This is a genomic window from Natronomonas gomsonensis, from assembly GCF_024300825.1.
Classification (GTDB): Archaea; Halobacteriota; Halobacteria; order Halobacteriales; family Haloarculaceae; genus Natronomonas; species Natronomonas gomsonensis.
This window is the reverse complement of the sequence record NZ_CP101323.1, coordinates 1,516,685-1,542,878: the sequence shown is the minus strand read 5'-3', so window position 1 is coordinate 1,542,878 and position 26,194 is coordinate 1,516,685. Positions and strand designations below refer to the sequence as shown.

23 protein-coding genes are annotated in these 26,194 nt (G+C 64.7%); 12 read left to right on the top strand and 11 right to left on the bottom strand.

The features are described from left to right. Positions 1-67: 67 nt before the first annotated feature. Positions 68-697, bottom strand: a complete 630-nt coding sequence (locus NMP98_RS08450) for a nucleotide exchange factor GrpE (RefSeq protein ID WP_254861073.1) — start codon at positions 695-697, stop codon at positions 68-70. Positions 698-796: 99 nt separating this feature from the next. On the opposite strand from NMP98_RS08450, the gene NMP98_RS08445 reads away from it, so the two are divergent. Next, the gene (locus NMP98_RS08445; RefSeq protein ID WP_254861072.1) at positions 797-2,143 is read left to right on the top strand and encodes a DEAD/DEAH box helicase; all 1,347 of its coding nucleotides are present in this window, start codon (positions 797-799) and stop codon (positions 2,141-2,143) included. Between the two features lie 62 nt (positions 2,144-2,205). Beyond that, positions 2,206-3,981, top strand: a complete 1,776-nt coding sequence (locus tag NMP98_RS08440; RefSeq protein ID WP_254861071.1) for a hypothetical protein — start codon at positions 2,206-2,208, stop codon at positions 3,979-3,981. Positions 3,982-4,101: 120 nt separating this feature from the next. Here NMP98_RS08440 and NMP98_RS08435 read toward each other — a convergent pair whose 3' ends face one another. Both NMP98_RS08435 and NMP98_RS08430 read right to left on the bottom strand, forming a co-directional pair. Next, on the bottom strand, positions 4,102-4,626 hold the full coding sequence (locus NMP98_RS08435) for a YqaA family protein (RefSeq protein WP_254861302.1): 525 nt from the start codon (positions 4,624-4,626) through the stop codon (positions 4,102-4,104). 121 nt (positions 4,627-4,747) lie between these two features. Beyond that, positions 4,748-6,667 carry a beta-CASP ribonuclease aCPSF1 gene (locus NMP98_RS08430; protein WP_254861070.1) on the bottom strand — a complete coding sequence of 640 codons (1,920 nt, stop codon included), beginning with the start codon at positions 6,665-6,667 and terminating at the stop codon, positions 4,748-4,750. A 211-nt stretch (positions 6,668-6,878) separates the two neighbouring features. Between NMP98_RS08430 and NMP98_RS08425 the strand changes: the two genes are divergently transcribed. From NMP98_RS08425 to proS, 7 genes are all read left to right on the top strand, one after another. Continuing rightward, the gene (locus NMP98_RS08425; protein WP_254861069.1) at positions 6,879-7,358 is read left to right on the top strand and encodes a DUF7984 family protein; all 480 of its coding nucleotides are present in this window, start codon (positions 6,879-6,881) and stop codon (positions 7,356-7,358) included. 30 nt (positions 7,359-7,388) lie between these two features. Next, on the top strand, positions 7,389-7,871 hold the full coding sequence (locus tag NMP98_RS08420; RefSeq protein WP_254861068.1) for a cupin domain-containing protein: 483 nt from the start codon (positions 7,389-7,391) through the stop codon (positions 7,869-7,871). Positions 7,872-7,938: 67 nt separating this feature from the next. Continuing rightward, positions 7,939-8,505, top strand: a complete 567-nt coding sequence (locus NMP98_RS08415) for a DUF4382 domain-containing protein (protein ID WP_254861067.1) — start codon at positions 7,939-7,941, stop codon at positions 8,503-8,505. Positions 8,506-8,568: 63 nt separating this feature from the next. Then, positions 8,569-9,255: an AzlC family ABC transporter permease gene (locus NMP98_RS08410; RefSeq protein ID WP_254861066.1), complete on the top strand. Its 687-nt coding sequence runs from the start codon at positions 8,569-8,571 to the stop codon at positions 9,253-9,255. Further along, the gene (locus tag NMP98_RS08405) at positions 9,252-9,581 is read left to right on the top strand and encodes an AzlD domain-containing protein (protein WP_254861065.1); all 330 of its coding nucleotides are present in this window, start codon (positions 9,252-9,254) and stop codon (positions 9,579-9,581) included. Before NMP98_RS08410 ends, NMP98_RS08405 begins: the two co-directional genes overlap by 4 nt. Positions 9,582-9,656: 75 nt before the next feature. Then, positions 9,657-9,878 carry a DUF2061 domain-containing protein gene (locus NMP98_RS08400; RefSeq protein ID WP_254861064.1) on the top strand — a complete coding sequence of 74 codons (222 nt, stop codon included), beginning with the start codon at positions 9,657-9,659 and terminating at the stop codon, positions 9,876-9,878. Between the two features lie 52 nt (positions 9,879-9,930). Continuing rightward, a complete protein-coding gene (gene proS / locus NMP98_RS08395; protein ID WP_254861063.1) occupies positions 9,931-11,382 on the top strand; it encodes a proline--tRNA ligase in 1,452 nt (483 codons plus the stop codon). 28 nt (positions 11,383-11,410) lie between these two features. On the opposite strand, the gene NMP98_RS08390 is transcribed toward proS, so the two are convergent. The 8 genes from NMP98_RS08390 to NMP98_RS08355 form a co-directional block, all read right to left on the bottom strand. Then, entirely contained in the window at positions 11,411-11,548 is a 138-nt protein-coding gene (locus NMP98_RS08390; RefSeq protein ID WP_254861062.1) for a hypothetical protein, read from the bottom strand. Next, positions 11,548-12,636, bottom strand: coding sequence for a midas domain-containing protein (locus NMP98_RS08385; protein ID WP_254861061.1), 1,089 nt, complete (start codon positions 12,634-12,636; stop codon positions 11,548-11,550). The genes NMP98_RS08390 and NMP98_RS08385 overlap by 1 nt, the downstream gene beginning before the upstream one ends. Position 12,637: 1 nt before the next feature. Then, positions 12,638-13,594 carry a signal peptidase I gene (locus NMP98_RS08380; protein WP_254861060.1) on the bottom strand — a complete coding sequence of 319 codons (957 nt, stop codon included), beginning with the start codon at positions 13,592-13,594 and terminating at the stop codon, positions 12,638-12,640. Beyond that, positions 13,591-14,658, bottom strand: coding sequence for a hypothetical protein (locus tag NMP98_RS08375; RefSeq protein ID WP_254861059.1), 1,068 nt, complete (start codon positions 14,656-14,658; stop codon positions 13,591-13,593). The genes NMP98_RS08380 and NMP98_RS08375 overlap by 4 nt, the downstream gene beginning before the upstream one ends. Next, positions 14,655-15,440 carry a hypothetical protein gene (locus tag NMP98_RS08370; RefSeq protein ID WP_254861058.1) on the bottom strand — a complete coding sequence of 262 codons (786 nt, stop codon included), beginning with the start codon at positions 15,438-15,440 and terminating at the stop codon, positions 14,655-14,657. Before NMP98_RS08370 ends, NMP98_RS08375 begins: the two co-directional genes overlap by 4 nt. Before the next feature lie 139 nt (positions 15,441-15,579). After that, positions 15,580-16,911: a laminin B domain-containing protein gene (locus NMP98_RS08365; RefSeq protein WP_254861057.1), complete on the bottom strand. Its 1,332-nt coding sequence runs from the start codon at positions 16,909-16,911 to the stop codon at positions 15,580-15,582. Between the two features lie 88 nt (positions 16,912-16,999). Further along, a complete protein-coding gene (locus NMP98_RS08360; RefSeq protein WP_254861056.1) occupies positions 17,000-18,721 on the bottom strand; it encodes a SipW-dependent-type signal peptide and vWA domain-containing protein in 1,722 nt (573 codons plus the stop codon). A 26-nt stretch (positions 18,722-18,747) separates the two neighbouring features. Further along, positions 18,748-19,638 carry a SipW-dependent-type signal peptide-containing protein gene (locus NMP98_RS08355; RefSeq protein WP_254861055.1) on the bottom strand — a complete coding sequence of 297 codons (891 nt, stop codon included), beginning with the start codon at positions 19,636-19,638 and terminating at the stop codon, positions 18,748-18,750. 285 nt (positions 19,639-19,923) lie between these two features. On the opposite strand from NMP98_RS08355, the gene NMP98_RS08350 reads away from it, so the two are divergent. From NMP98_RS08350 to gltB, 3 genes are all read left to right on the top strand, one after another. Next, complete coding sequence (locus NMP98_RS08350) at positions 19,924-20,481, top strand: DUF7344 domain-containing protein (RefSeq protein WP_254861054.1); 558 nt, start codon at positions 19,924-19,926, stop codon at positions 20,479-20,481. Between the two features lie 93 nt (positions 20,482-20,574). Next, positions 20,575-21,231, top strand: a complete 657-nt coding sequence (locus tag NMP98_RS08345; RefSeq protein ID WP_254861053.1) for a DUF7344 domain-containing protein — start codon at positions 20,575-20,577, stop codon at positions 21,229-21,231. Between the two features lie 122 nt (positions 21,232-21,353). After that, entirely contained in the window at positions 21,354-25,886 is a 4,533-nt protein-coding gene (gene gltB, locus NMP98_RS08340; protein ID WP_254861052.1) for a glutamate synthase large subunit, read from the top strand. Positions 25,887-26,194 lie beyond the last annotated feature (308 nt).

Here is a 26,194-nt window from a genome sequence, read left to right as displayed (position 1 = left end):
GTCGTGGCTCCTTCTGGCGGTTTTCCGAACCTCCGGTATTGGCGACCGAGAAATATAAACAGAAGCGCTATTCGCCTTCCTCGGCGACGGTCACCTGCGCGGCCCGAAGCACCTTCCCCGCCATCTCGTAGCCGGGCCGTTGAACGGAATCAACGGTGCCGGCCGGTTGGTCGCTTCCGACCTTCAGGAGCACCTCGTGGCGCTGTGGGTCGACCTCCGAACCCGGGTCGGGTTCGATGGGGTCGACGTTCTCGGACGCGAGCGTCTCGTCGAGTTGCCGGAAGGTGGCCTCGACGCCCTCGCGGATGTCGGCGTCGTCGTCCTGCTCGAGTGCGCGCTTGAGGTTGTCCCGGACCTCCAGCAGTCGCGTCACGAGGTCCTCGGTCGCGCGGGCGCGTTCCTGCTCGCGGCGCTTCTCCTGTCGTTTCTTGTAGTTTTGGAACTCCGCCTGCTTGCGCTTCAGCCGGGATTCGAGGTCGTCGCGCTCGAGTTCGAGTTCGTCGTTTCGCTCCCGCAGCGCGGCGATTTCCTCGGCGATTTCCTCGGTGTCGGTGTCGGCGATGCGCTCGGCGATGGCGTCGACATCGGCCGTCTCCTCGTCGACGAATTCGGCGGCGTCGGCCTCGGCCGTTGGCTCCTCGGCGTCGAGTGCCTGCCCGTCACCGTCGGCGGACTCCTCGCGCTCCGTATCGCTCATACTCCGAACGTGTTCTCGGCCGGCAATAAGGGTTGAGAAAGCGGTCGCACCGCAGTCGGTGAACCGTGGAATTAAGCCGGCCGGTCGCCGAACGCCGGTGTGGTCACGCTGCGTTACGACGAGGGGACGATACGCGTCGACGGGTCGGACGGCGAGGCACTCGATGGCCTGTCGTTCGTCGAGGTCGACGAGCGCTCGAAGAGCCGCCGCGCCCCTGCCTTCCGGTATCCGTTCCTGCTGTCGACGTGTCACAATCGCGGCTTCGCCGTCGAGGACCGCGCTCTCGATGTGCCCGACGTGGATGACCTCTCGACGACGTACGAACTCCGGTCCTATCAGCAGGAAGCCCTCGACGCCTGGCGCGAGGCCAACGACCGCGGCGTGTTGGAACTCCCGACCGGCAGCGGCAAGACCGTCGTCGCCATCGCCGCGATGGCTGCCCTCGACACCGCGACGCTGGTCGTCGTGCCAACCATCGACTTGCTCGAACAGTGGCGGAGCGAACTCCGTGCGGAGTTCGACTGCCCCATCGGTCAGTTGGGCGGCGGAAAACAGCGCGTCGAGGCCGTCACCGTCGCGACCTACGACTCGGCGTACCTTCGTGCCGACGAGTTGGGCGACCGCTTCGGCCTACTCGTCTTCGACGAGGTCCATCACCTCGGCGGCGAGGGGTATCGGGATATCGCGCGCCTGATGGCGGCTCCGGCCCGCCTCGGCCTCACGGCGACCTTCGAACGCCCCGACGGCGCCCACGAGGCAATCGAGGAATTGGTCGGTTCGGTGGTTTACCGCCGCTCGGCCGATGACCTCGCCGGCGAGCACCTCGCTGACTACGATATCCGCCGTATCGAGGTCGAACTCACCGTCGAGGAGCGAGAACGCTACGAGGAACACCAGGGTACCTTCACCGACTATCTCAAGCAGTCGAACATTCAACTCCGAAGCGGTAGCGACTATCAGGAACTCGTCAAGCGGTCGGGAACCGACCCCCGGGCCCGTGAGGCGCTGCTCGCCAAACAGCGCGCTCGCGAGGTGATGATGAACGCCGACCGGAAGGTCGAGAAATTGGCCGACATCCTCGACCGCCACCGCGAGGACCGCGTCATCGTCTTCACCGCCTTCACCGACCTCGTCTACGACCTCGCCGAGCGGTTTCTCATCCCGCCGATTACCAACGAAACCGGCGCGGAGGAACGACGCGAAATTCTGGAGCGCTTTCGCCGGGGCGAGTACTCCCGCGTCGTCGCCGCGAACGTCTTAGACGAGGGTGTCGACGTGCCCGACGCCAACGTCGCCGTCGTGCTGTCGGGGTCCGGTAGCGAACGGGAGTTCACCCAGCGTCTCGGCCGGGTTCTCCGACCGAAGGAGGATGGGGGACGCGCTCTGCTGTACGAGGTCGTCACGAGTGAGACGGCCGAAGAGCGCGTGGCGAGACGGCGGCGCTGACGGACGTTCACGGCACGGAACGTCCCGTAGGCTTTTGCTGTTGGTGCTGTGAGTCACATCCGATGGGACGGTGGAACGTCTCGGCGACGGCCGTCACGGGCGCGCTCACGGCGGCCGTCGCGACGCCGCGACGCGCTCTGGCGACGCTGGCGGGCAACAGTCTGCTCTTTCGGGTCGTTCCCGACGCGCTCCTCCCGACTATCGGCAGAGTCGCCGATTCCTTCGCCGACACCGCCCTGATTCCCTTTGTCCTCGCTGTACTGGCTGTTCGGGGGGAGGAACTCCGTCTCGTCGGTGCCGGGTTCGACTGGCTGTTGTTGGGCTATCTCGTGTATCAACTCCTTCCGCGGTTGTTCTCGGATGCCGACCCAGCGGCCTCGGTCGTCGGGCGCCGGCGGTTCCGTCTGCTGACCACCGTTCTCGTCTGTGTGTTCGCCATCCCCATTGCCGACCAGATGCCGGGTGCGTTCAGCCGGTCGGTGCTCCCGTCGGTGGTCACATCGGTGGTGAATCAATCGGATGTCTTCGTTTCTGTCCTCGTCGGATGGATTCTCGCAAGCAGCACGCTCATCGGCCTCTACATCCACCGCTGGTGGTGGCGCGAGGCCACCATCGATGAACGTGTCGCGTTCATGGACCAGATTCGCCCCGGGTCTCCGACCGACGAACAGAAAGAGAGCATGCGCGAAGACCTCTCGCGGGATAACTGGGTCGCCCCCGTGAGCAACGGCCTGGGGGTCGCCTCCTGTGCCCTCATCCTCGTCGCGGTCTGTCTGTTCCTCTCTTTCATCGTTGGGTTCATCGGTATCCTGTTCCCGCTACCGCAGGTCGTCGTGTTGGTCGGTGTGGCGGCGCCCGCGGTTGGCAAGCGATTGCCCGACGGCGTCATCTCGAGTGGCACCGGAATCCGAAACCGAGCAGTCGACATCGAGATGCGATTCTACCGGGTGTTGAAATACACCTCAACCAGTCGAAAAGGGATGATGGTGGCGCCGTTTTTCGTCGTTGGAACGCTGCTTTCGATGCTTCTTACGCTACTCTCATTCGTGGCGATTGCACTGTTCGTGTTCATCGCTATCTACCGGCCCGACGTGTTCCTCTCTGCGCGCATCTCGGTTCTCACCCGGTGGAACATTGCTGGGTATCTGCTGTGTGCCACCGTCCCCGGCCTGTTCAGCCTCTGGTTTTGGGTCCGAGAGACCGAACGCGTCCCGCAGTTTCTACAGGACTGGGAGCGACGCCGTCCCGGAACAGCGAGCGTGGCGGAGGAATCGCTTCCCGCTCCAGCGACCAGACCGCCGGGCGTGTTGCTCGTACCGACGGCGTTCGTTTCGCTGTTTCCGGTTTTCTTCTGGATAGGCCGCCAAGAGACGGTGCCGTTCCTGCCGAATGCGGCGTTCGCAGTCGCGTGGCCGCTCGCACTCGGCCTCACGGTGTGGGCCGTTCGCTGGACGCTTCGAGCGGACCCCCAACCGCCGTGGACGGAGACCTACGCGCTCCCGGGGGCGTACCTCCTCCAACTCCTGTGGGTTCAAGTACTGTTCGACGCCTTGGACCAACCACTGCTTCCGACGGCCGAGTTCGTGGCCGTCGCCGTCGGTGGCGTTGTCATGTTTTTTATGCCGGACCTGTTGTCCCGAACCGACCGGACCACCGATAACGGTACGGTGCAGTTGGTTCTCGGTACGGGGCTTTCCGGGGGTGTTCTCGTCCTGTTCGGTGGTGTGCTGTACCTCTTCGAACAGCAATTAGGGTTGTTCGCGGTCGCCGGCGGCACGGTCGTTATAGCCCTCGGGATGATTGGCGCCGGCATCCTGTGGCTCGACGACCGCACCTAGCCGATGAAAAACGACGGGAGATACAACACGATACAGATGACGCCTTCGGTCAGCGCCAACGTCCACTGGCCTGTCGGCTGACCGAGTCAGTCCCGAACCGCCTCGGTTCCTCGCCACCGCTCACAGCAGGGTCGCCGGGCCGCCGACGAGCGCGAGGACGACGAGGAACCGGCCGAGACTCCCCGCAAACGTCGCCAGCGCGAACTTCAGGTCGTCCTCTTCGAGGACGGCGAAGGCGTATATCGATACCGTATCCGGGAAGAAGGGCACCGAGAGCGCGACGGCGAGGCCGGCGTACCCCCACCTGCGGGCGATTCTGACCGTCTGTTTCTCCGACCACTCGATGACGTTGAACCGCGAACGCCGGAGTCGCTGTACCACCGGGTCGGAGTGTTTCACTCCCTGTCCGACCCGGAAGGCGACGACGCTGCCGACGGTCTTGCCGACCGCACTCACCAACACGATGAGCGCGAGCGTCGCCGCCCCCGAAAGCCCCAGTTCCAGCGGCGCGACGAGGACGATTTCGCTCGGCCCCGGAAGGATGAACGCGATGAGAAACGAGTAGACGAAGATGATGCCGAGTCCCGTCCACCCAGTTGCGGTTTCGACGGCGTGTACTACCGCATCGAGAAACGCTGTGACGATAGATGCAACTTCCTTCGAGAGGTCCGAAACCAGCGGCGACGACGTTTCGAGGGCTATCAGGGCGACCTCGAACAACTCGACGGGGAGGGCGAGAGTCGACACGGGTGGCGGCTTCGAGTGGTTACTTGAACCGGAACGTTTCGAGGTTCTTCGGCGCGAACGTCCGCATGTTGAACTCGTGGTATAGCGCCGAGGAGAGGTCCTGTACCGATGACTCGTCGCCGTGGACACACAGCACCTTCTCGGGCCGTGGGTTCATCGTCCGGACGAAGTTCATCAACCCCTGTCGGTCGGCGTGCCCGGAGAAGCCGTCGACCGTCTCGACGTTCATGTTCAGAGACAGCGTGCCGCGGCCGTTCGAGCGGTCGTCCATCGGAATCTCGTCCCAACCGTTCTGGATGCGTCGGCCAAGCGTCCCCTGTGCCTGATAGCCGACGAAGACGAGCGTCGAATCCTCCTCGCTGCCGACGTGGCTGAGCCACGACATGATGGGGCCGCCCTCGACCATCCCGGAGGTCGACAGCACGATACAGGGGCCGCCGTCGGCGACCTCTTGTCGTTCTTCCTCGCCGCCGTCGATGTGGTTGAACTGGTCGGAGAGGAAGGGGTTCTCGTCGTCGTGGAAGATGCGGTCCCGGAGGTCGTCACGCAGGTACTCGGGGTAGGTCGTGTGGATGGCCGTGGCCTCCCAAATCATCCCGTCGAGGTGGACCGGAACCTCCGGAATCTCGCCCTTACGCATCGCCTCTTCGAGGACGAGCATGATTTCTTGGGAGCGGCCGACCGCGAAGGCGGGGATGAGTATCTTCCCGCCTTCCTCGGTCGTCTCGCGGATGACGCGCTTCAGTTCCTCTTCGGAGTCCTCCTGGTCGGTCTGGAAGTCGTTGCGGCCGCCGTAGGTCGACTCCATGACGAGCGTCTCGACGCGGGGGAACTCGTTTACTGCGCCGTTGAACAGCCGCGTATCGTCGTAGTGGATGTCACCGGAGAAGGCGACGTTGTACAGGCCGTCGCCGACGTGGAAGTGCGAGACGGCCGACCCGAGAATGTGGCCGGCGTTGTGGAAAGTGAGTTTGAGGTCCGGCGCGATGTCGGTCACGTCGCCGTATTCCAGCGGAATACAGTGTTTGATGGCCTCTCGGACCTGCTCGGATTCGTACGGCGGTGCCCGACCCTCCTTTGCGGCCACGTCGAGGTAGTCCAGCGTCAAAAGTCCCATCAAATCGCGGGTTGGTTCCGTACAGTAGATGGGGCCGTCGTAGCCGTACTTGAACAGAAGCGGGATGAGCGCCGAGTGGTCGAGGTGGGCGTGAGTGAGGACGACGGCGTCGATGTTCTGTGCGCCGGCGCCAAGCGCCTCCGGCACCTGCAGGTACGGGACCTCGCCCTCCGCGCCGGGTTTGTCGCCACAGTCGATGAGGACGCGCGTTTCGGGGGTATTGAGGATGAACGCCGCGCGGCCGACCTCCCGACAGCAACCCAGCGTGGTGATGCGGACCCACTCGTCGTCGGACATCTCCTCGCGGTGAATCTGCCGGCCGACCCGTTCGAGGATATCTCGTCGGTCGTCGCGTTCCTGTTTCAGGAAGTTTCGGACGTTCGACACCGTCGCGGATTCGATGGGCGGCGTGCGGACGACTTCCGGGGTCCAGCCGACCTGCTGGGTGATTTCCCGGAGCGTCGACCCGTGTCGACCGATGACCATCCCGGGTTTCTGGGCCTCGATGACCACTTCGCCGGTGTCGGCGTGGAAATCGAGGTCCGTGATGCCTGCCTCCTCGGGGACGACCTCCCGTATCTTCTTTCGGGCCTCCTCGGGTCGGGAGAGAACGTCGGGGTCCGGTCGCACCGTGATGCGCTTCCGGAGTTTCGACGCCAGCCGCCGAATCAAATCGCCGTCGCCGGCGAACTTCTTGGGGTCCCGCGTGTAGACGACGAGCTCCGGCCCCTCGTACTTCACGTCGGAGATGGAGATGTCGTTCGGGACTTCGCTCACTATCGTTTCCTTGATGTCTTCGAGTTTCCGCTCTACTGCACTCATGATGTAGAAAGCCTCGGTTGTGGGGTTCCGGCGCCGCGGTGCACCGCTTGTCGTGTGGGCCGATGGCCCGACCGGCGTGCGGTGTGACAACAGGTCATGGATGTCGTATCTACGGGTAACTGTGGTCTCTCGACCGCGGGAACGACCGGAAAACCCGCTCGTACCCGGACGTAACCCACCACTCATATAAAATCCTTCGCAAACGGAAGACATGGAGCTTACACCCGAAACCGTCGCGGCCGAACGCGCCCGCGTCCGCGAAAACGAGACGATTCCGGCGCTGATGAACGACGTTCGGTCCCGTCTGGGTCCGCTGTTCGGCGTCGAGGTCGACCGCGTGACGGCCGAGCAGTATCGTCGGGAGGTCGACGCGGTGTTCTCCGACGGTGACCGCGCGGTCAACGTCGCCGCCCTCTGTGGCATCCTCCGTGACCTCGACTGTGATGGCGATTACCCCGGATTCGTCGTCGACGAGTTCCTCGGCCGCAAACTCGCGGCGACCATCGCCGGCGGCGAACCGCACGCCACCCTCGCGGAGGCGACGTTTCACTTTGCGGACGTACACACCCACGGCGAAGCGGGAGACGCTGCGGGCGCAGACGACCTCGATGCCGCCCTCGCCGCCGGCTTTCAGACGCGTCTGCCGGGCTGGGAGTGGACCGAGGGCGACAGCCCGTTCGCCGTGGAGTAGGCTTTTGGTCGGGCCCTCGCTGGTGGCGGTATGGAACGTGTCACCATCGACGACATCGACCCGGAACCGCACCCGATGGGCGTCAACCGCGAGCGCCGCAACGTCAGCGACGCCCTCGGCGCCGAGGAGATGAGTGCCGTCCACTACGAACTCGAACCCGGAGAGTCCTTCTCGGGGGGCCTCCACACCCACCACGACCAAGAGGAGTGTTTCTACATCATGGATGGCGTCGCCACGTTCGAACACGGAACCGACGGCGAGGAAACCGAGGTCGAAGCCGGCGAAGTCATCCACTTCGAACCAGGGGAGTTCCAGTGTGGCCGGAACAAAAGCGACGACACCGTCGTCGGCCTCGCGTTGGCCGCTCCCGGCAGCCAACACAACTGGGAAGACCTCGAATCGTTCGCGCCCTGCGGTGAGTGCGGCGAGGTGACCCCTCACGGCGTCGAGGAACCGGTCGACGGCTTCACCATCTTCTGTAAGGAGTGCGGCAACGAGATGCAACTGGCCTGAGTGCTGCTGTACCTTCCCGTGAATCGGCCAGCAGACCTATCACTCGATGCGGCCCTTTTTGACGCATATGCAACGACGGGAATACCTCATCGCGACCGGAAGCGTTGCCGCAGGCGCCTCGCTGGCTGGCTGTATCGGCAGTGCGACTGGCACGCTCGCTACGCAGGTCACCGACCAACCCGGCGATATCTCGGATTTCGAGTCGTGTGTCGTCACCATCACGGAACTGCGAATCAAGCCGGCCTCCGACGACGGCGAGGACGGCAACGAGACGGACGGCAACGGAACGGACGACGCTGCTGAGGAGACCTACGAGGTCGATGACGCCGAGGCCGACCTCGTGGAACTGCAGGACGGCAACACCCAGCTCGTCGACGAACAGGAACTCGACGCCGGCGACTACGAGTACCTGAAGATAGCGGTCTCGAACGTCGAGGCGACGCTGGACGACGGCAGCGACGCCGACGTGAGCACGCCCGGCGACGCGCCGCTGAAGTTCAACCAACCCTTCGAGATTCGGGAGGACACCCGAACGGTGTTCACCGCGGACTTCACGCCGGTCAAGCAGGGCCAGTCGGGCGGCTACGTGCTCCAACCGGTCGCCGACGGCACCGAAGTCTCCTACGAAGAGTAGGCCGACTGACTGTCTTTCCCCGAAAGACAACACATGTATTCCCGCCACCGGTAGCGGGACGTAATGTCTTCGCGACGTGCGTCGTTTCTGGATGGCGCCCGGACCGTCGCGCCGGTCATGGTCGGCATCGTTCCCTTCGGTCTCGTCGCCGGTGCGGCGGCCGTCCGGGTCGGCCTCTCCGGGTTGCACGCGGTCGGACTGTCCGTTCTCGTCTTCGCCGGCGCCTCCCAGTTGGCCGCAATCGAGTTGCTCGGTGAGAACGCACCCGCAGCAGTCGTCGTCGTGACGATTCTCGTCATCAACCTCCGGATGACGATGTACAGCGCCTCGCTGGCGCCGTATCTACAGGAGTTCTCGACGCGGTGGCGCGCTGGGATGGCGTACGTCCTGACCGACCAGGCGTATGCGCTGTCGGTGACGGAGTTCCGCGCCGACGAGTCGGTCGACCGGAAGTGGTACTACCTCGGGACGGCGGTGCCGCTGTGGGTCGTCTGGCAAATCTGTACGGTCATCGGCGTCGTCGTGGGCGCCCGCGTCCCCGAATCCCTGCCGCTTGAGTTCGCCGTGCCGTTGACGTTTCTCGCTATCTTGGTGCCGACGATTACCGACTCTCCGAGTGCGGTCGCCGCCGGGGTCGGCGGGTCCATCGCGGTCATCGGGGCCGGCCTCCCCCTCAATCTCGGTCTCATCACCGGCGCCGTCACCGGCGTCGTTGCCGGCTTGGTCGTCGAAACGGGGTGGTTTCGATGACTGACTCCGCGACGGTGTGGCTCGCCATCGCCGTGGCGGGCGTCGGGACCTTCCTGATTCGGTTCTCCTTTATCTTCCTCTTCGAGTACCTCTCGGAGGTTCCTGACGGCGTCGAACGGGCGCTTCGGTTCGTCCCGGCGGCGGTGTTGGCGGCGCTGGTCCTCCCCGCCCTCGTCATCGTCGATGGCACTCCGTCCGTCTCGCTCGGCAACGAGCGCCTGCTGGCCGGCACTGTCGCTGCAGTCGTCGCCTGGCGGACCGAGAGCATCTTCGCGACCATCGTCGTCGGAATGGTAGTGCTCGTCGGATTGCAGATGCTCTTGTAAGCGTAACCAAATAGAGTTACAAATTCTCGAAAATCAATTCCCTAGAGTTACGTAGATGGCGGAACGACTCCTCATATGGACGCGCTCCGGCGGCGACCACACCAGCGACTCTCGCGGGCGGTCGTCAAGACGGTCGGCTACCGGTTGTTCATGGTCGTCATCACCGTGACCGTCGCCTTCTTCGTCGTCGGCAACGTCGGCGAGGCGCTCAGCATCGGCCTCGTCGCGAACGTCCTCAAGACGGGGACGTACTTCGCCTACGAGCGGGCGTGGGACCGAATCGAGTGGGGCATCTGAGCCGTTCCCACGGATACGCCGGGTTTAATACCAGCCTGCAGGACGTTCAGGTATGAGCGGCGAGCAGGAACTCGGCATCACCGAGAGCAAGGAGCACAGTCCCGGCGAGTGGTACGCCGAGGTCGTCCAGAAGGCCGGCCTCGCGGACTACGCGCCGATGGGCGGGTTCATCGTCACCCGTCCCCGCGGCTACGCGCTGTGGGAGCGACTACAGGACCACCTCGACGGCTGGTTCAAGGAGACAGGCGTCGACAACGCCTACTTCCCGATGTTCATCCCCGAGTCGTATCTCGAACGGGAGAAGGACATCGTCGAGGGGTTCGACCCCGAAGTCGCGTGGGTGACTCACGGCGGCCACGACGAACTCGAAGAGCGACTCGCCGTCCGACCGACCAGCGAATCCATCATCGCGCCGTTCATGGCCGAGTGGGTCCGCAGTTACCGGGATTTGCCCCTGCGGCTGAATCAGTGGTGTAGCGTCGTCCGCTGGGAGGCCACCGAGACGAAGCCGTTCTTCCGGACCAAGGAGTTCCTCTGGCAGGAGGGCCACACCGCCCACGCCACCAGCGAGGACGCCTGGGAGGAGACGATGACCCGCCTCGGCCAGTACGAGCGACTGTACGAGGAGGTCATGGCCATCCCCGGGATGACCGGCCGCAAGCCCGAACATGACAAGTTCCCCGGCGCGGACACGACCACCACGATAGAGGCGCTGATGCCCGACGGCAAGTCGGTACAGGCCGGCACCTCCCACCACCTCGGCACCTCCTTCGCGGAGGCCTTCGATATCACCTTCACCGACGAAGACGAGGAAGAACGCATCGCTCACACCACCTCGTGGGGGCTGTCGTGGCGCGCACTCGGCGCGCTCATCATGACCCACTCCGACGACCAGGGACTGGTCATCCCGCCCGCGCTGGCGCCCACGCAGGTCGTCGTCGTTCCCATCTGGCAAGCCGACACCGAAGACGAGGTCAAGGAGTACGCCGCCGGCCTCGCCGCCGACCTCGACGAGCAATTCCGCGTGGAGTTGGACGATCGCGACGAGCGCAACCCCGGCTTCAAGTTCAACGAACACGAACTCAACGGCATCCCGCTCCGCATCGAAATCGGCCCCAACGAGGTCGAAGACGGCGAAGCAACGCTCGTCCACCGCCCCGACGGCGAAAGCGAGGTTGCCGACGCGGACAGCATCGTCGAGTCGGTCGACGAAGCACTGGAGACGGTGTACGCCAAACTGTACGCCGCCGCCGAGGAGAACCTCGAAGAGAACATCCGCGAGGCCCACGGCCGCGGCGAAATCCTCGGCACCATCGGCCAACACGGCGGGTACGTCAAGACCGGCTGGTGTGGTGACGAAGACTGTGAGACGGCCATCAAGGACGAAATCGCCGCCGAAATCGTGATGCTCCCCCTCGACGAGGACGAAGGGCCCGTCCACGACACCTGCGGTATCTGTGAGGAGGAAGCCGTCGAGACGGCGTACTTCGCGAAGAGTTACTGAGCGCGCGGTTCGATTTTTCGGCCGGTACCTACAACAGCCGTGAAATCACGAGCAGCAGCGCGAACAGATACGTCAGCGCCACCAGCGCGTTGCGGCGATTCGCCCCGGGGCGCATCCCCGGGAGCGTCACGAGCAAGCCGACGGTCGGAACCCCGCGGATACGCATCAGGACTCGCCGGACACGGTTGTGTCAGCGGCGGCGTCTGACTCGTCGGTGTCTTCGTCCGTGGACTCGCTTTCGGCGTCGCTCGTCGAGGCGTCCGTTTCGTCGGCGGTCGCTCCGGAGGTCTCTCCATCAGTCGTCCCGTCGGTCGAAGTGTCGCCGTCGGTCGTCCCGTCGTCTTCCGTCCCGCCGTCTGTCGTATCCTCATCTGCCGTCTCATCGTCGGTGACTGCCCCGTCAGTGTCGCTACCGTCGGTGGATGAGGTGTCGTTCGCGGATTCGTCGTCGGAGTCGGTCGACTCGGTTTCGACATCGTCCTCCGTCGAGTCGTCCGCTTGCTCGTCGGTGGCTTGTCCATCGTCGGGAGACTGCTCGCCATCGTCGGTGGACTGTTCGTCGGCTTCTGGCGTCTCCGTGTCACCGTCGGTCGAGTCAGCACCGTCGTCGGTCTGCTCTTCGGTCTCGGCGTCGGTACCGGCGTCCTCGTCGTCCGTGGTATCGTCGGCACTGTCGGCGTCGGCACCGTCAGCGTCCGCCTCGCCGGCGTCTTCCGACGTCTCGCCCTCGGGTTCGGCATCACCGGACCCGTCAGTGGATTGTGAACCGGCATCCGATTCGTCCTCGGTCGTCGAACCGTCTTCCTCGTCGTTCGACTCGGGCGTGTTTTCGCCCGGTTCCTCGGTGGGTTCTCCGTCCGGGGCCGTTCCGTCGCTGGAGCCGTTTTCGACCGTCGGTGAGTCGTCAGCCTGTTCGGTGGGTGGCTGCTCGCCGTCCGGCTGTTCGTCGTCGGCCGATACCGTCGTCGGGGCGCTGGTATCGCTATCGAGGCTGTCGCCACCGGGGCCACCTCCGCGTGCGAACGCGGTCGGTCCTCCGGGTGGACCGGCTGACGGCGGCGAGAACCCTTCGGCCGAAGGGCCTGTGTCATTGTCGTCCTCGACTGGCTGGATTGGCGGCGCCACGTCGGCACTGACGGGAACGGTCACCGATTCCTGGTCGGACAGCAGCGAAGCCGTTCCGCCGGCGGAACCGACCGTCGCGGCGACGAACACCGCCACGACGGCGACGACGACGGCGATGTCGTTTGCCATCTCAGTCACCTCCGGGGGTTCCGTCGGCGTCCGGGTCCGTCATGGCAACCGGTTCGGCGTCCTGCCGGCGAGTGCGGAGACGCTCTCGGCCCACCAACGCGGCGACCAGCATGAATCCGACGAGTGCGCCGGTGAACACGCCGACGCCGACGGCGCTCGGGACGCCGGTTCGGCTCACTTCCGTGAAGAGCACGTAGCCGGCGTACGCGGCGAAGGCCAACAGCACCCAGAGCGTCAGCGACAGGTCGAGTCCAGCGACCTCGACGGTCTTCTGTGGTGACGTTTCAGAGGGGCTGTCTTCAGTTTCGGTCACAGCCACCTCGGCAGGCACACTTCCGTCCGGGGCGCCCGCTCCACCGTCCGTCGCCGCGGTCGCGGTGGCGTGTTCTTCCTCCGGGTCACGGAGAAAGCGGTACGCCTCCATGCCACCGAGAAGGACCAGCGGCACCACGACCAACAGCGCGAACCCGACGGTCGTGTTCGCCCACAGGATGACGTAGCCGATGAGCGGGATGACGACGACGACGTTCCCGAGGACCTGCGAGGGGTCGACGAGTCCGGCGTCGACGTTCTCGTTGGCGTCGCCTTTCGTCCGGTAGGCGCCGTCGACTTCCTCGACGATTCGGTGGGTCGTCGGCACCTCGTTGCCCATCCGGTAGGTGATGACGTCGCCGACCGCGACCGGGCCGCTAGCGACGATGACGACGTCACCGGGCGAGATGGCCGGTTCCATACTGCCCGAGAGGACGACGAACCCGTGGTCGGCGCCGATGGTCTGGGGCACCGCGAACACCACGAAGGGGACGACGAGCGCCACGATGAGGACGAACCCGAGAACGGCCGCGATACGGCGTACCCGACCGCTGGTGGCCGGTCTGGACTCCTCCGGTGCCGATTCCCGTTCCGGTTGGGTGTCGCTCATCGTCGCCTCCTCGGTTGCGGTGGTTCCGTCGGTCATTGGTTCTCCTCCTCACAGTCGGTCGAGCAGACGGCGACGGTGACGTGGCTGATTCCCCTGTCGTCGTCGGCGTACAGCAGGCCGCCGTCTTCGAGCGACGCCGTGTCGTTGGTCGGCTGGCTCCCGGCGGCGTAGAGCCGTGGGTCACCGGGGCCCGCCTTGATTCCCACCTCACACAGGGCTGGGGGCGTTCCACCGTCGGTTCGGCGGAGGCGGAACGCGACCGCCGTGGTTTCGGCGCTACCGTCTTTCTCTACAGTGTCGTATATCTCGATTTCGTAGCCGTCGCCCCCTTCGCTGAACGCGTAGACACCCGGTTCGATGTAGCTATCGCCGATTCCCGGGGCCTCTCCGTCCTCGAACTCCAGCTTTCCGAGCCGGTCACAGCACACACAGGGGTCGTAGGTGTCACAACTCGGCCGCCGTGGGAACGGGTTCGCTCTCGTCTCGTCGTTGCGACACTGGACGCCGTAGACGTCGAACGACAGCGCGGTGGCGTCGGTTCCGACGTACTCATCGTCCAGCCAGTACTCGACGAGGAAACACAGTTCGTCGGTCAGACAGTCGACCGACCCCGTCGAGGTGTCGGCGTCGAGGAGTTCACCGTTCCGTAGTCCGTCGGCGACGGAGCGAAGCGAGCCGTCGGCGATGGTAGCGCCGCGAGCACCCGTCTCACAGTCGGCATACGAGAGCCGAACCGAGAGGTGTTCCGACAGCGCCGACGCCGCCGCACAGTCCAACCGAAGCCAGATAGCCGCCGGATTGTTGACGCTCTGTGGGAGGTCCGGAAGGGAGACGCTGACGAGTGCCGTCCCGCTGTCGTCGCTCGCGGTGAGTCCGGCGACGGGCAGTTCGAGCGTCGGTCCGTTGTCACGCCCGGTGGTTCCCGCGTTCGGTCCGGCCAACACCTCGTAGCCGACTGCGAGGTCGACGGCACCGGCGCCGACGGCACCCGTGAGACGTTCGCCGTCGTTCAACAGGGCGGCCGTCCCGCCACCGGTGACAACGCCCGCGCCGCCGGCGGTCGCGAGCGCCGCCAACACGCGGCGTCTGCTGAGCGTCATTCGGCCACCTCCATGCTAAATGGGTTCTCGCCGCCACAGGCGACACCGGCGAAGGCGACGTCGAAGCCGATGCTGTCGGTCTGGACGACGTTTCCCACCTCGAGTGGGACCTGCCACGACAGCGAGAGACACCGGGTCGACCCAACGGACAGACAGTCGATTGCGAGTTTGCCATCGTTTGCCAACTCCCCCGCGAACGCCGCCTTCATCGACCCCTTGGCGATGGCGGTCTCGCCGAAGCCGGCCATCGGTTGGAACTGGCCGTCACAACTGCCACCCGGCACGTCGTCGCGCCAGAGGACGACTTCGGTCGTGGCACCGAGTTCTCCCTCGCCACTGTCGGGGTCGTCCCCGGCCGCGAGTTCGGGTCCGTTGACGCGGTTTTCCGCATTCTCCGTCAGCGCCGCGCGCACGTAGACATCGAGTGCCTCTGCGCCCGCTTCGTCGACGACTTCGAGTCCGACGACCAAGGTACCGCTATCCCCGGGGACGACGTTCGAAAGCGAGACGACCGGGCCGTTGGCTTCGACGACGTATTCGGGGTCCATCGCCGGGTCGAGGGCGTCGGTGAGCGTCACCGCCTCGGTCCCGTTTTGGTGTTCGAGGAACGCGCCGTTGTATCGCTCGTACCACGCGACGCGGAGCCGGCGGTCGTCGGTATCCGGTGCCGCGTAGGTGTATCTCGTGAACGTAGGGTCGGCTGGCCGAGCCGCGGCGATGCCGCCGGCTGCGAGCGTCCCCCCTCCGATTCCTGCCAGCAGTTGTCGTCGTGTGAATTGCATTTCATCAGTCTCCGGCCGCAGTCGGCCGCTCGTGTTGCTCTCCCACTGGGGAGGATATCGCATAGGTATGGGTCGAGTGTCGCTCCGTCGGCGAGCGGTAGGGTATCCGTACCGGTGTTGAAGTCGGCTGTAAATCGTCCTACGGTGCGACGAATTGGGGGTTATCCAGCCCGCCAGTGTCGTTCCCGTTAACGAACTCGCCGCGAATCCTGAGCGCCGTCAAATCGCCGAGAACGGCGGCGATTTGTGTTGATGTCGCCGGTGTTCGGCTCCCGTACGACCCGCTGGTACCGATTCGCCAGCCTGCACTCGTATCGAGCGGAATCTCGTACTCGGACCAGGCGGGTGTTAGCGCTGGGAAATCCGCCGAAGAGTCGTAGCGGTACGTCAGCGTCGTTCCACCGCCGACGAGGACTATGTCGTCGCGAACCAACGACCCCGCCGGAGATTGTGTGAGGTCGTAGGCTAGACTTCCGCCGGCGAACGCGGATTGGTCACCGAGGAACGATTCCGGGGCATCGAAGTACCAGATACCGCCGGTAGCCGTGTCGACTCCCTCGAGGTATGCCCCGAGATTACCGCCGGTGCTCACGACCTGTGCTTCGGAAGTCGTGGCGTCTCCGAAGAGCTGCCAGCCGCTGTCCTGTCCGTCCTCGAAGTCCGTATTCGGGGGCTCGTCGGCCGGCGCTTCGATGTCCTCACCACAAGGGTTCTGCGTCCCGTTGGTGTTGCGCGCCTGCACCGCGTGGAATTCGACGTTGAACGCCAAGGAATCGCTTTGCACCTCGTTGCCAACCTCGAAGGGGAGTTCCCACTCGAAACAGACACATGGTCCGGTGGTTGCGCCGCGCTCGCTGCTGGCCGGGTACGGCGACTGCTCACCCGGGGTGGCGTCGACGCCGTCGCCGTTCAGGGGCGTACCGGATTCGAACGCCGCGAGGAGTCCCGCGAACGTCACGCCCGAGGCGATTTCGCCCCCCTCGAGCGGCGTACCGTCAGAATCGCAGTAAGCGGCGTCGACGAGGATGCTGTCGTCGAGTTCACCGAGTCCGTCGGTGTCGACACCCTCTGCAGTGATTTCGGGGCCGTTCTGTCCGTTTTCGGCGTCTTCCGTCCCCTCGGTGCACAGCCAGAGATAGGCTGGGTTGGTGTTCAACTCGAAACAGAACTGAAACGACCCGGAGTCGCCGGGTTTCACGTCGTCAAGCGTGTAGAACAGTCCCGCGGGGCCGTCGGCCGTTCCCGACGGCATCTGAGCGAGGTTCTCGGCTGGAGCGCCGTTGTACGTCGACTCGTAACCGACGAGTAAATCGAGCGTACCGGCCGTGATGGTGTTGCCCTCAAAACTCTCGGTGTCGCTGAAGAACGCGGAGGTACCGAGCCCAGCACCCGCCGAAGCGAGGCCGACGGCACCGGCACCCACGAGTAGCTTTCTCCGGGTTAGATCGTACAGTTGGTTGTCTCGTGTCATAGGTGTTCTCCGCGTGCGGAGATGCCCACCGGAGGAGTCGAACCCCCGTACGCCAGCGTGGGAAGGTAGTAGGATGTGTGCCGTTGGGTCAGGCCTGTGCCGACCCGCTTCCGTCGTTGTACCGCGCCTGTTCGGTGTAGAAGCCGAGGTTGAAACCCAGCGTATCGCCCTGCACCTCGTTGCCGGCCTCGAAGGGCAGTTCCCACGAGAATCCAAGACAGTACATCTGTCCGCCGGCGAACGGTTCACGGTCGTCGTCGGTCGCCGATTCAACGAACTCATCGAACGGCGTCGAAACGTTGCCGTCGAGCGGGAGTCCGTTTCCGCTCTCTAGGACGGCGAGTGCATCCGCCAGCGACCCGTTGAATATCTCCGACTCCGGACCGACGGCGTTCGAGAGGATGCCGAAGACGGTCGGAATATTGGTCGGGTCGTTCACGTCGAAGAAGTAGGCGGTCGCACCGCCCGCGCCGCCGGCGGGTCCAGCCATCGACTGGAGGACGCTGTCGTTTGCGCTCCCGACGGAGATGGTGTAGAGGTTCGTCGCGGGCGAGGCCGGCGTCGGACTGCCGTGGGTCGGTGACCCCTGCGGGTCACGGGCGTTGTCCGCGGCTTCCGTCGGGTCAGAGAACTGCGTCGGTCCCTGCCCGTTGAACGACTCGCCGTCCGAGAGAACGATGTTCACGTACTCGACGCCGGAACGACCGTTGTCACGGAGTTCGACTTGCGCTTCGTTGACGCCTTCCCCGATGTAGGTACCGGTGGCGATACCGCCGCCAGCGGAGGGGTCGGCGTTGCCGTCGTTGATGAACGGGTCGTTATTCGCGCCGGAGACGACGTTGGCGAGTTTCTGCCGGAGACCGGAGACGGCGGTGTCGACGGCGCTGAGGTCGTTGGTGAGTCCCTCCAGGAGGCCCACTCGGGGCCCGACGTTGTCGGCGCCTTCGCCGTCGAAGTAGGCGACGCCCACCTCCACGTCGGCGTTCGACTCGTCGAGGTATTCGATGAACTGCTTGACGCCCAACTCGACGAGATCGATTTTCGTCGTCTCGTCGTAGGTGTCTCCGTCGACCTCGATTTCCTCCTCGTTGACGACGCCGCCGAACTGGTCGTACAGCATCGACCCGGAGAAATCCAGCGTCAGTATGATATCGGCCGGTTCGGCCTCGTCGTAGACGTTGTCGCAGTCGGCGTCGTACCACAGACGGACGGCGATTTCCTCCGCGAGGTCCGGGAGGTTGTCGGCGTCGACGGCCATCTCCGGGTCGGGGTGGTCCCCCCCGCTCTCGGAGACATCGGAGGCCTGCATCCAGACGTAGCCGGGGTTGTCACAGAGGTGCAGCGAGAACGTTACCTCGCCCTCGTCGCCGGGCTTGATGTCGCTAAACTGCATGAGCGTCTCCATCGGTTCTTCGGTGATGGGGTCCGTGCCGAAGTCGGCCTCCGACAGCGGCGGGATGTTCTCGCAGTTCAGCCCCGCGAGGTTGCGGGACTCGTCGGTGTATCGAGAGACCTCCTCGGTCTGGGGGTCGATGATGGACTGTTCACCGTCGCCGTCGTGGTCGGGGTGTGCGTTGACGAACGTAGTGATTTCCTCACCCCCCATCGAGTAGCTGTAGGTCTGCTGCCAGTCGACGAGCAAGTCGAGTTCCCCCGCTGTGAGGGAGTTCTCCTCGAAGGTCTCGGTGTCGTTGAACAGCGCCGAGGTGCCGAAGCCGGCACCCGCCGAAGCGAGGCCGACCGCGCCGATGCCCGCGAGCATCTTGCGGCGAGAGAGGTCGTACAGTTTCGGTTCTGGGTCTTGAGTCATGATAGTCTGTTTATGCTAATGGTGGATTATTGGGGTCCAGTCGGCGTGGGGGTCGGAGTGGGCGTCGGCGTACTGACGCTGTTGTTGAACGGATCGTCGTTGTTCCGGACCTGTTCGGTCTCGAAGACGAGGTCGAAGCCGAGGCTGTCGCCTTGGATGACGTTGCCGACCTCGAAGGGAAGTTCGAGCAGGAGACAGAACGAGTAGACACCTTCGCTTTCGGTGTCATTGACTGGAAGCGGGTCGCCGTTTGTGTCCTTGATGATGTAGTTCTCGAGTGCGTCGTTGGCCTCGCGTGCGGTGGTGTAGTGCACGTCGCCGTCGACGACGCCGTCGAGGTCGGTGGGTGGCTGGTAGCCGCCCGACAGCTCCACGTCGCTCGAACTGTTGTTGAAGACAGGGTCGAGGTTCGCGAGGTCGCCCTTGGAACTGCCGGACCCCGGGAAGTTCTGCCAGACCGTGGTCAGGAGGAATTCGCCGAGGTCAGCGTCGTTGTCAGTATCGCCTTCGGCTTCCTGTTCGGGTTCGGGGTTCTCGCCGCCGTCTTCCGAGAAGTTCTCCGTCGAGACCATCACGTAGCCGGGGTTGTCGCCAACTTCGATGTCGAAGCAGATGACCGCCCAGTCGCCGGGCTTGATGTCATCGACGACGAGACCGGCGACGGCCTCGCTGTCGTCCGCCGTGAGGCTCATCCCGACTGCGTCTTCGAAGTATTCGCTGGCTGCCTCGATGGTCGCGGTGACGTTCATGTCGAGCGTGCCGGCCGTGAGGGTGTTGTTCTCGAAGGTCTCGGTGTCGCTGAAGAACGCGGAGGTGCCGAGCCCGGCGCCGGCGGAGGCGAGGCCGATGGCCCCGAGTCCGGCGAGTGTCTTGCGGCGCGAGAGGCTGTACGTCGTGGGTTTGTTGTCGTCGGTCATGTTGGTTCACTCCCCGCGGGTCGTGGGTCGTTCCCTGACGCCTCGGGATAGGTTTCCCTCTGGGGGGAGGGGGCATAGGTAAAGACAGCGGACCATGCACGGAACGCGGCGTTGAGACCGGCTGAACGCCCCGTTCGTCGAAGCGGTACGATGGCCCTACCCGGCTAAACGCTCGGTTTTCGTCCCGGTATGGTCACCGTTCCGGCGGCTCTCCGTCTGGCGAAACCGACCGGTCGAAACCGGTATGCTCCCCATGGTTATTACCCCGTGGGCCTCTGTTGGTGCATGTCGAGTGGGGACACGGTAGCAGGGCGCTACCCCGAGCACCGTATTTCGGAGACGACCGTACACCGCGTACTGAGCAGTCCGCGCCGGGCAACGGCGCTTCGGCTGCTCAGCCATGAGGGGACGATGTCGGTTTCGCGACTCGCTGACGCAGTCGCGGCGGCCGAAGCGGGCTGTGACCAGCCCCCGTCGCCGCTTCGTGAGAGCGTGTACAACTCGCTGCGACAGACCCACGTCCCGCGGTTGGCCGACCTCGGGTTGGTGTCCTACGACGCCGACAGACGGGAGGTTCGGGTGCTCGCCGCGGCCCGGTCGGTTCGACACTACGCCACGCCCGTCGCGCTGTTCGGCATCTCGTGGTCGGAACTGTATCGTGGCATCGGCATCGTCGGCCTCTGTCTCGTCGTCGGCGCACTGGCGGGCATTCCGGTGGTATCGTTTCTGGACCCGTTGTTGTGGGCCAGCGCGGCACTGGCGTTTCTCGCGGGGACTTCGCTGTGTCACCTGCTCGCGGACCGACGTAGCCTGCGTTCGCTCACCGAACCCGGGGGGCCGTAACCCGCTCACACCTGATATGGCAACCATTTATAAGTGGTGTATATACCACATGGACGCGTTTGGTTCGAACAGGGGAATAGTTACATGGTAGCAATGGCCGCAGACGAGAGGGGGATTGGGGGGAGCGACCCCGACGGCGCAGACGGCACAGACGGTTCCGTGCCGGAGTCGCTCTCGACGGAAGCGGTGTTCGAGACGCTGAGTAGTCAGCGTCGGCGGTACACACTTCACTACCTCAAACAGCGACAGGAACCGGTGACGGTTCGGGACCTCTCCGAACAGGTCGCGGCGTGGGAGAACGGCATCGACCGCGAGGCGGTGACGCCGAAACTGCGCAAACGCGTGTACACGGCGCTCCATCAGACCCATCTCCCGAAGATGTCGAAACTGGACGTCGTTGAGTACGACAGCGACCGCGGTGTCGTCGGGATGACCCCCCGCGTCAGCCAACTCGACATCTACCTCGACATCGTGCCGTCGAACGACCTCCCGTGGAATCAGTTCTACCTCGGCCTCGGCGCCGTGTTTACCGCCCTCGTCACCGTCGCGGCGCTCGGCGTTCCGCCGTTCGATTCGGTCCCAGGGTTCGGATACGCGCTGTGTATCGCGCTCACGGTGTCGGGTATCGCGGCGTATCACACGGTCCGTGACGGCCGCTCACGACTCGGCGGCAACGACGACCCCGTCGAGGAAATCGTCCCGCCGCCGGAGTCTCGGGAGATGGCCGATTCGGCCACCGGTGACGATTGAGCCGTCCATCCGTCGAGCCTGAGTTTATTCAAAAATATGACATTATATTGCCTTATATGGGGTAAACTAACCTTTAGTCTTTGAGGGGAAGCCTCTTATTGAGGTGTCCGTCACTGTGTGGTATGCCTGAGCGAATCGACTCCTCTACGGGTTCGGCCGGACTCGTAGACTCCGACGACTACCGCGCCAACTGTGGGGTCGGCGTCGTCATGGACCTCGACGGCGGTGTCACCCACGGAACGGTCGCGGACGGTATCGAACTGCTCGAAAACCTCGAACACCGCGGAACGACGGGTGCCGACGAAGGCACCGGCGACGGCGCTGGCATCATGCTCCAGACGCCCCACGACTTCTTCGCCGACGAAATCGACGACCTCCCCGAGCCCGGCGAGTACGCCGTCGGTTCGCTGTTCATGCCGCAGGACACCGACGAGGCCGCACATCTACAGGACCTCGTCGAATCCGTCCTTTCGGACCACGGACTCGACGTGTTCGCTTGGCGCGAGGTGCCGACGGACAACAGCGAGTTGGGCGAAACCGCGACGGAGTCCGAACCCGCCGTCGTTCAGTGTTTCGTCCGCTCCGACCTCGACGGCGACGCCTTCGACCGCGCGCTGTATGTCGGCCGCCGCGACCTCGAAAACACCATCGAAGAGCGTCGCCCCGACGGCTCCGGTCGCTTCTACGTCTGCTCTCTGGACCGCGACACCGTCGTCTACAAGGGACTTCTGACCGCCGAGCAACTCCCCGCCTACTATCCCGAACTCGGAGACGAGCGCGTGAAATCGGTCTTCGCGATGGTCCACGCCCGGTTCTCGACGAACACCCTCGGCGCGTGGCACCTCGCCCATCCCTACCGCAACATCATCCACAACGGCGAGTTCAACACCATCCAAGGCAACATCAACTGGATGCGCGCCCGCGAGGACGACCTCGAAGACGAGGCCTTCGGCGACGACATCGAGACGCTGCGACCCATCATCAACGACCCGAACCAATCGGACACCGCTTCCGTCGACAACGCCCTCGAACTCCTGATGCAGGGCGGCCGCGACATGCCACACGCCCTCCGGATGCTAATCCCCGAGGCGTGGCGTGGGGAGGCCAACCGCGTCCCCGAGGAGCGCCAAGAGTGGTACGACTACCACGCTTCGCTGGTCGAACCGTGGGACGGGCCCGCCCTCGTCGCCGCGACCGATGGCGAACGCGTCGGTGCCGTCCTCGACCGCAACGGCCTCCGCCCCTGCCGGTACGACGTGACCAGCGACAACACGCTCGTGATGGCCAGCGAGGCCGGTGCCCTCGAACACGACTTCGGTGATATCGTGCGACGGGACCGCCTCCAGCCCGGCCAGTTGTTCCTCGCCGACCCAGAGGAGGGCCGTGTCATCCCCGACGAGGAAATATTCGACGACCTCGTCGACGACAAGTACGCCGAATGGGTCGACGACGAGCAGGTCACCATCGACGACATCGCCCAATCCGACGACGCGCTGCCGCGAGACGACGTGTCGAGCCTCCGCGCCCATCAGGCGCTGTACGGCTACACTCACGACGAGATGAACCACCTCTTGGAGCCCATGGCCCGAGACGGGAAGGACCCCGTCGGCTCGATGGGCGACGACACGCCGCTCAGCGTTCTCTCGCAGTTCAACCGCCCGCTTTTCACCTACTTCAAACAGCTGTTCGCACAGGTGACGAACCCGCCGCTGGACTACATCCGGGAGGAACTCGTCACCTCACTGGAGTCGCGTCTCGGCTACCAGCGGAATCTACTGGACGAGACGCCAGCCCACGCCCGACAGCTCGTCGTCGACTCGCCAGTCCTGACCGACGCGAAGACGGCGTCCATCAAGAACCTCGCAGGCGATGACGGCGAACTCTCGACGTACGTCCTCGACATCACCTACGACCCCGACGGCGACCTCGAAGCGGCCGTCGAGGCCATCCGCGAGGAAGCCACCGAGGCCGCACGGGACAACGACATCATCGTGCTGTCGGACCGCGAGGCCGGCCCCGAGGCGCTTCCGATTCCCGCGCTGTTGGCGACCGGCGGCGTCCACCACCACCTCGTCCGCAACGGCCTCCGAAACCACGTCGGTATCGTGCTGGAATCCGGCGACCCGCGTGCGGTTCACCACGTCGCGACGTGTATCGGCTACGGTGCCGGTGCGGTGAACCCCTACCTCGCCTATCAGTCCATCACGGACCTCGTCGCCGGCCCCGACGGCGCCGACGAGGAGAAGGCCATCGAGGCCTACATCAAGGCCGTCGAGGACGGCTTGCTCAAGACGATGGCGAAGATGGGCATCTCGACGGTCGAATCCTATCAGGGCGCCCAGATTTTCGAGGCGGTCGGTCTCGATTCCGACTTCGTCGCCGAGTACTTCGAAGGAACGACGGCCCGGACGGAAGGCGTCGATATCGAGGACATCGAGTCGGACCTCCGGAAGCGCTACGAGGTCGCCTTCGGCGAGGACCCCGACCTCGAACACCAAGGCGAGTACGAACACCGGTCTTCGGGGATGTTCCACGAGTGGAACCCCGAGTCGGTCGGCACGCTCCAGAAGGCGGTCCGACAGGGCGACTACGAGCAGTACCGGGAGTTCGCCGAACTGATGAACGACCAGACGGAGAACCTCCAGACGCTCCGCGGCCTGCTGGAGTTCGATTCCGACCGCGACCCCGTCGACATCGACGAGGTCGAACCCGTCGAAGACATCGTCAAGCGGTTCTCGACGGCCGCGATGAGCCTCGGCAGCCTCTCGCCGGAGGCCCACGAGAACAACTCAATCGCGATGAACCGCCTCGGCGGCAAATCCAACACCGGCGAGGGTGGCGAACCGCCCGAGCGGTTCAACACTGAAAAGGAATGCAGCGTCAAACAGGTCGCCTCCGGCCGCTTCGGCGTCACCTCTGATTACCTCACCAACGCCGACGAGATTCAAATCAAGATGGCACAGGGTTCGAAACCCGGTGAAGGCGGCCACCTTCCCGGCCGGAAGGTCAACGAGATGATTGCCCACGTCCGGTACTCGACGCCGGGCGTCGGTCTCATCTCGCCGCCGCCGCTGCACGATATCTACTCCATCGAGGACCTCAAGCAACTCATCCACGACCTCAAGGCCGCAAACCCCGAGGCCGACATCAACGTCAAACTGGTCTCGGAGGCCGGTATCGGCACGATTGCGGCGGGGGTTGCGAAGGCCAACGCTGATGTGGTCCACATCTCGGGACACTCCGGGGGGACCGGCGCCTCACCGAAAACCTCGATTAAAAATGCCGGCCTGCCGTGGGAACTCGGCCTCGCGGAGGCCAACCAGATGCTCTGTTCGACGGACCTGCGCTCGCGCATCCGCGTCACCGTCGACGGCGGGATGAAGACCGGCTACGACGTGGCCGTCGGCGCCTTACTCGGCGCCGAGGAGTACGTCTTCGGCACCGCACCGCTCGTGACCTCCGGCTGTGTGATGGCCCGACAGTGCCACGAGAACACCTGTCCGGTCGGCGTCGCGACCCAGCGCGAAGAACTCCGCCAGCGGTTCCCCGGCGAACCACAGCACGTCGTCAACTACATGACGTTCATCGCTCAGGAACTGCGAGAAATCATGGCCGACCTCGGCTTCGAGACCGTCGAGGAGATGGTCGGACAGGTCGATACGCTTCGACAGCGCGACGATGTCGAACAGGAGAAGGCCAAGAAACTCGACCTCTCGGCGGTTCTCGCCGAACCCGCGGGCGACCAGCGGACGAAGACGGACCCCCAGGCCCACGAAATCGACGAGGCCCTCGACTGGGACCTCATCGAGGAGGCCGAGGACGCAATCGAAACCGGCGAACCGGTCCACATCGACAGCGACATCTCGAACGTCAACCGGGCGGTCGGCGCGACGCTGTCGAACCACATCTCGAAGGCCTACGGCACCGAGGGCTTGCCGGACGACACCATCACCGTCGACTTCGGCGGCACCGCCGGACAGAGTTTCGGCGCGTTCCTGCAAGACGGCGTGACGATGCAGTTGACCGGCACCGCAAACGACTACGTCGGCAAGGGGCTCTCCGGCGGCAAACTCGTCGTCAACACGCCCAACGACGCCCCCTACGAACCCGAAAAGAACATCCTCATCGGCAACGTCGCGCTGTACGGCGCCACGCAGGGTGAGGCCTACATCAACGGGATGGCCGGCGAGCGCTTCGGCGTCCGCAACTCCGGCGTGAAGGCCGTCGTCGAATCGGTCGGCGACCACGGCTGTGAGTACATGACCGGCGGCGTCGTCGCCTGCCTCGGCCAGACGGGCAAGAACTTCGCCGCCGGGATGTCCGGCGGTGTCGCCTACGTCCTCGACCGCGAGGGCGACTTCGAGGAGAAGGTCAACTACGGCATGGTGTCGACGATGGACGAACTCGACGCGAAGGACCGTGAGATGCTCCGGCGCCTGCTGGAGAACCACGTCGCCTACACCGACTCGGACCGCGCCGAGTACATCCTCGACAACTGGGAGGAGGAACTGCCGAAGTTCGTGAAGGTGCTGCCCGACGCCTACGCCGACATCATCGAAGAGCGCGAGGAGGCCGACGTGCGGAACTCCCTGCCGGATTCGGCGACGCCCGACGCCGCCGCCGACCAGACGGGTCACGTGGCGAGCGACGACTAACACCCACTTTTTACGAGGTGGGGTTTCCTCGCTCGCTTCGCTCGCTGCGGGAACCCCACCTCGCAAAAACTTGGGGAAAAACTATCCGGCGACTCGGCCTTCGGCCTCGTCGCCGGCGAACCGCTCGCTCCCTACGGTCGCTCGCGGATGCTGGACATACAACGGATGGTGATGTACGCCGAGCGAAGTCGTTCGAGAGAGCGCAGCTCTCTCGTGATGACGAAAGACGCCTGCGGCGTCTTTCGAACCACGAGGCGTTTCCCCGATGCCTCACGCCTTCGGCGTTCGGCATCGGTAGCGCGCACGGA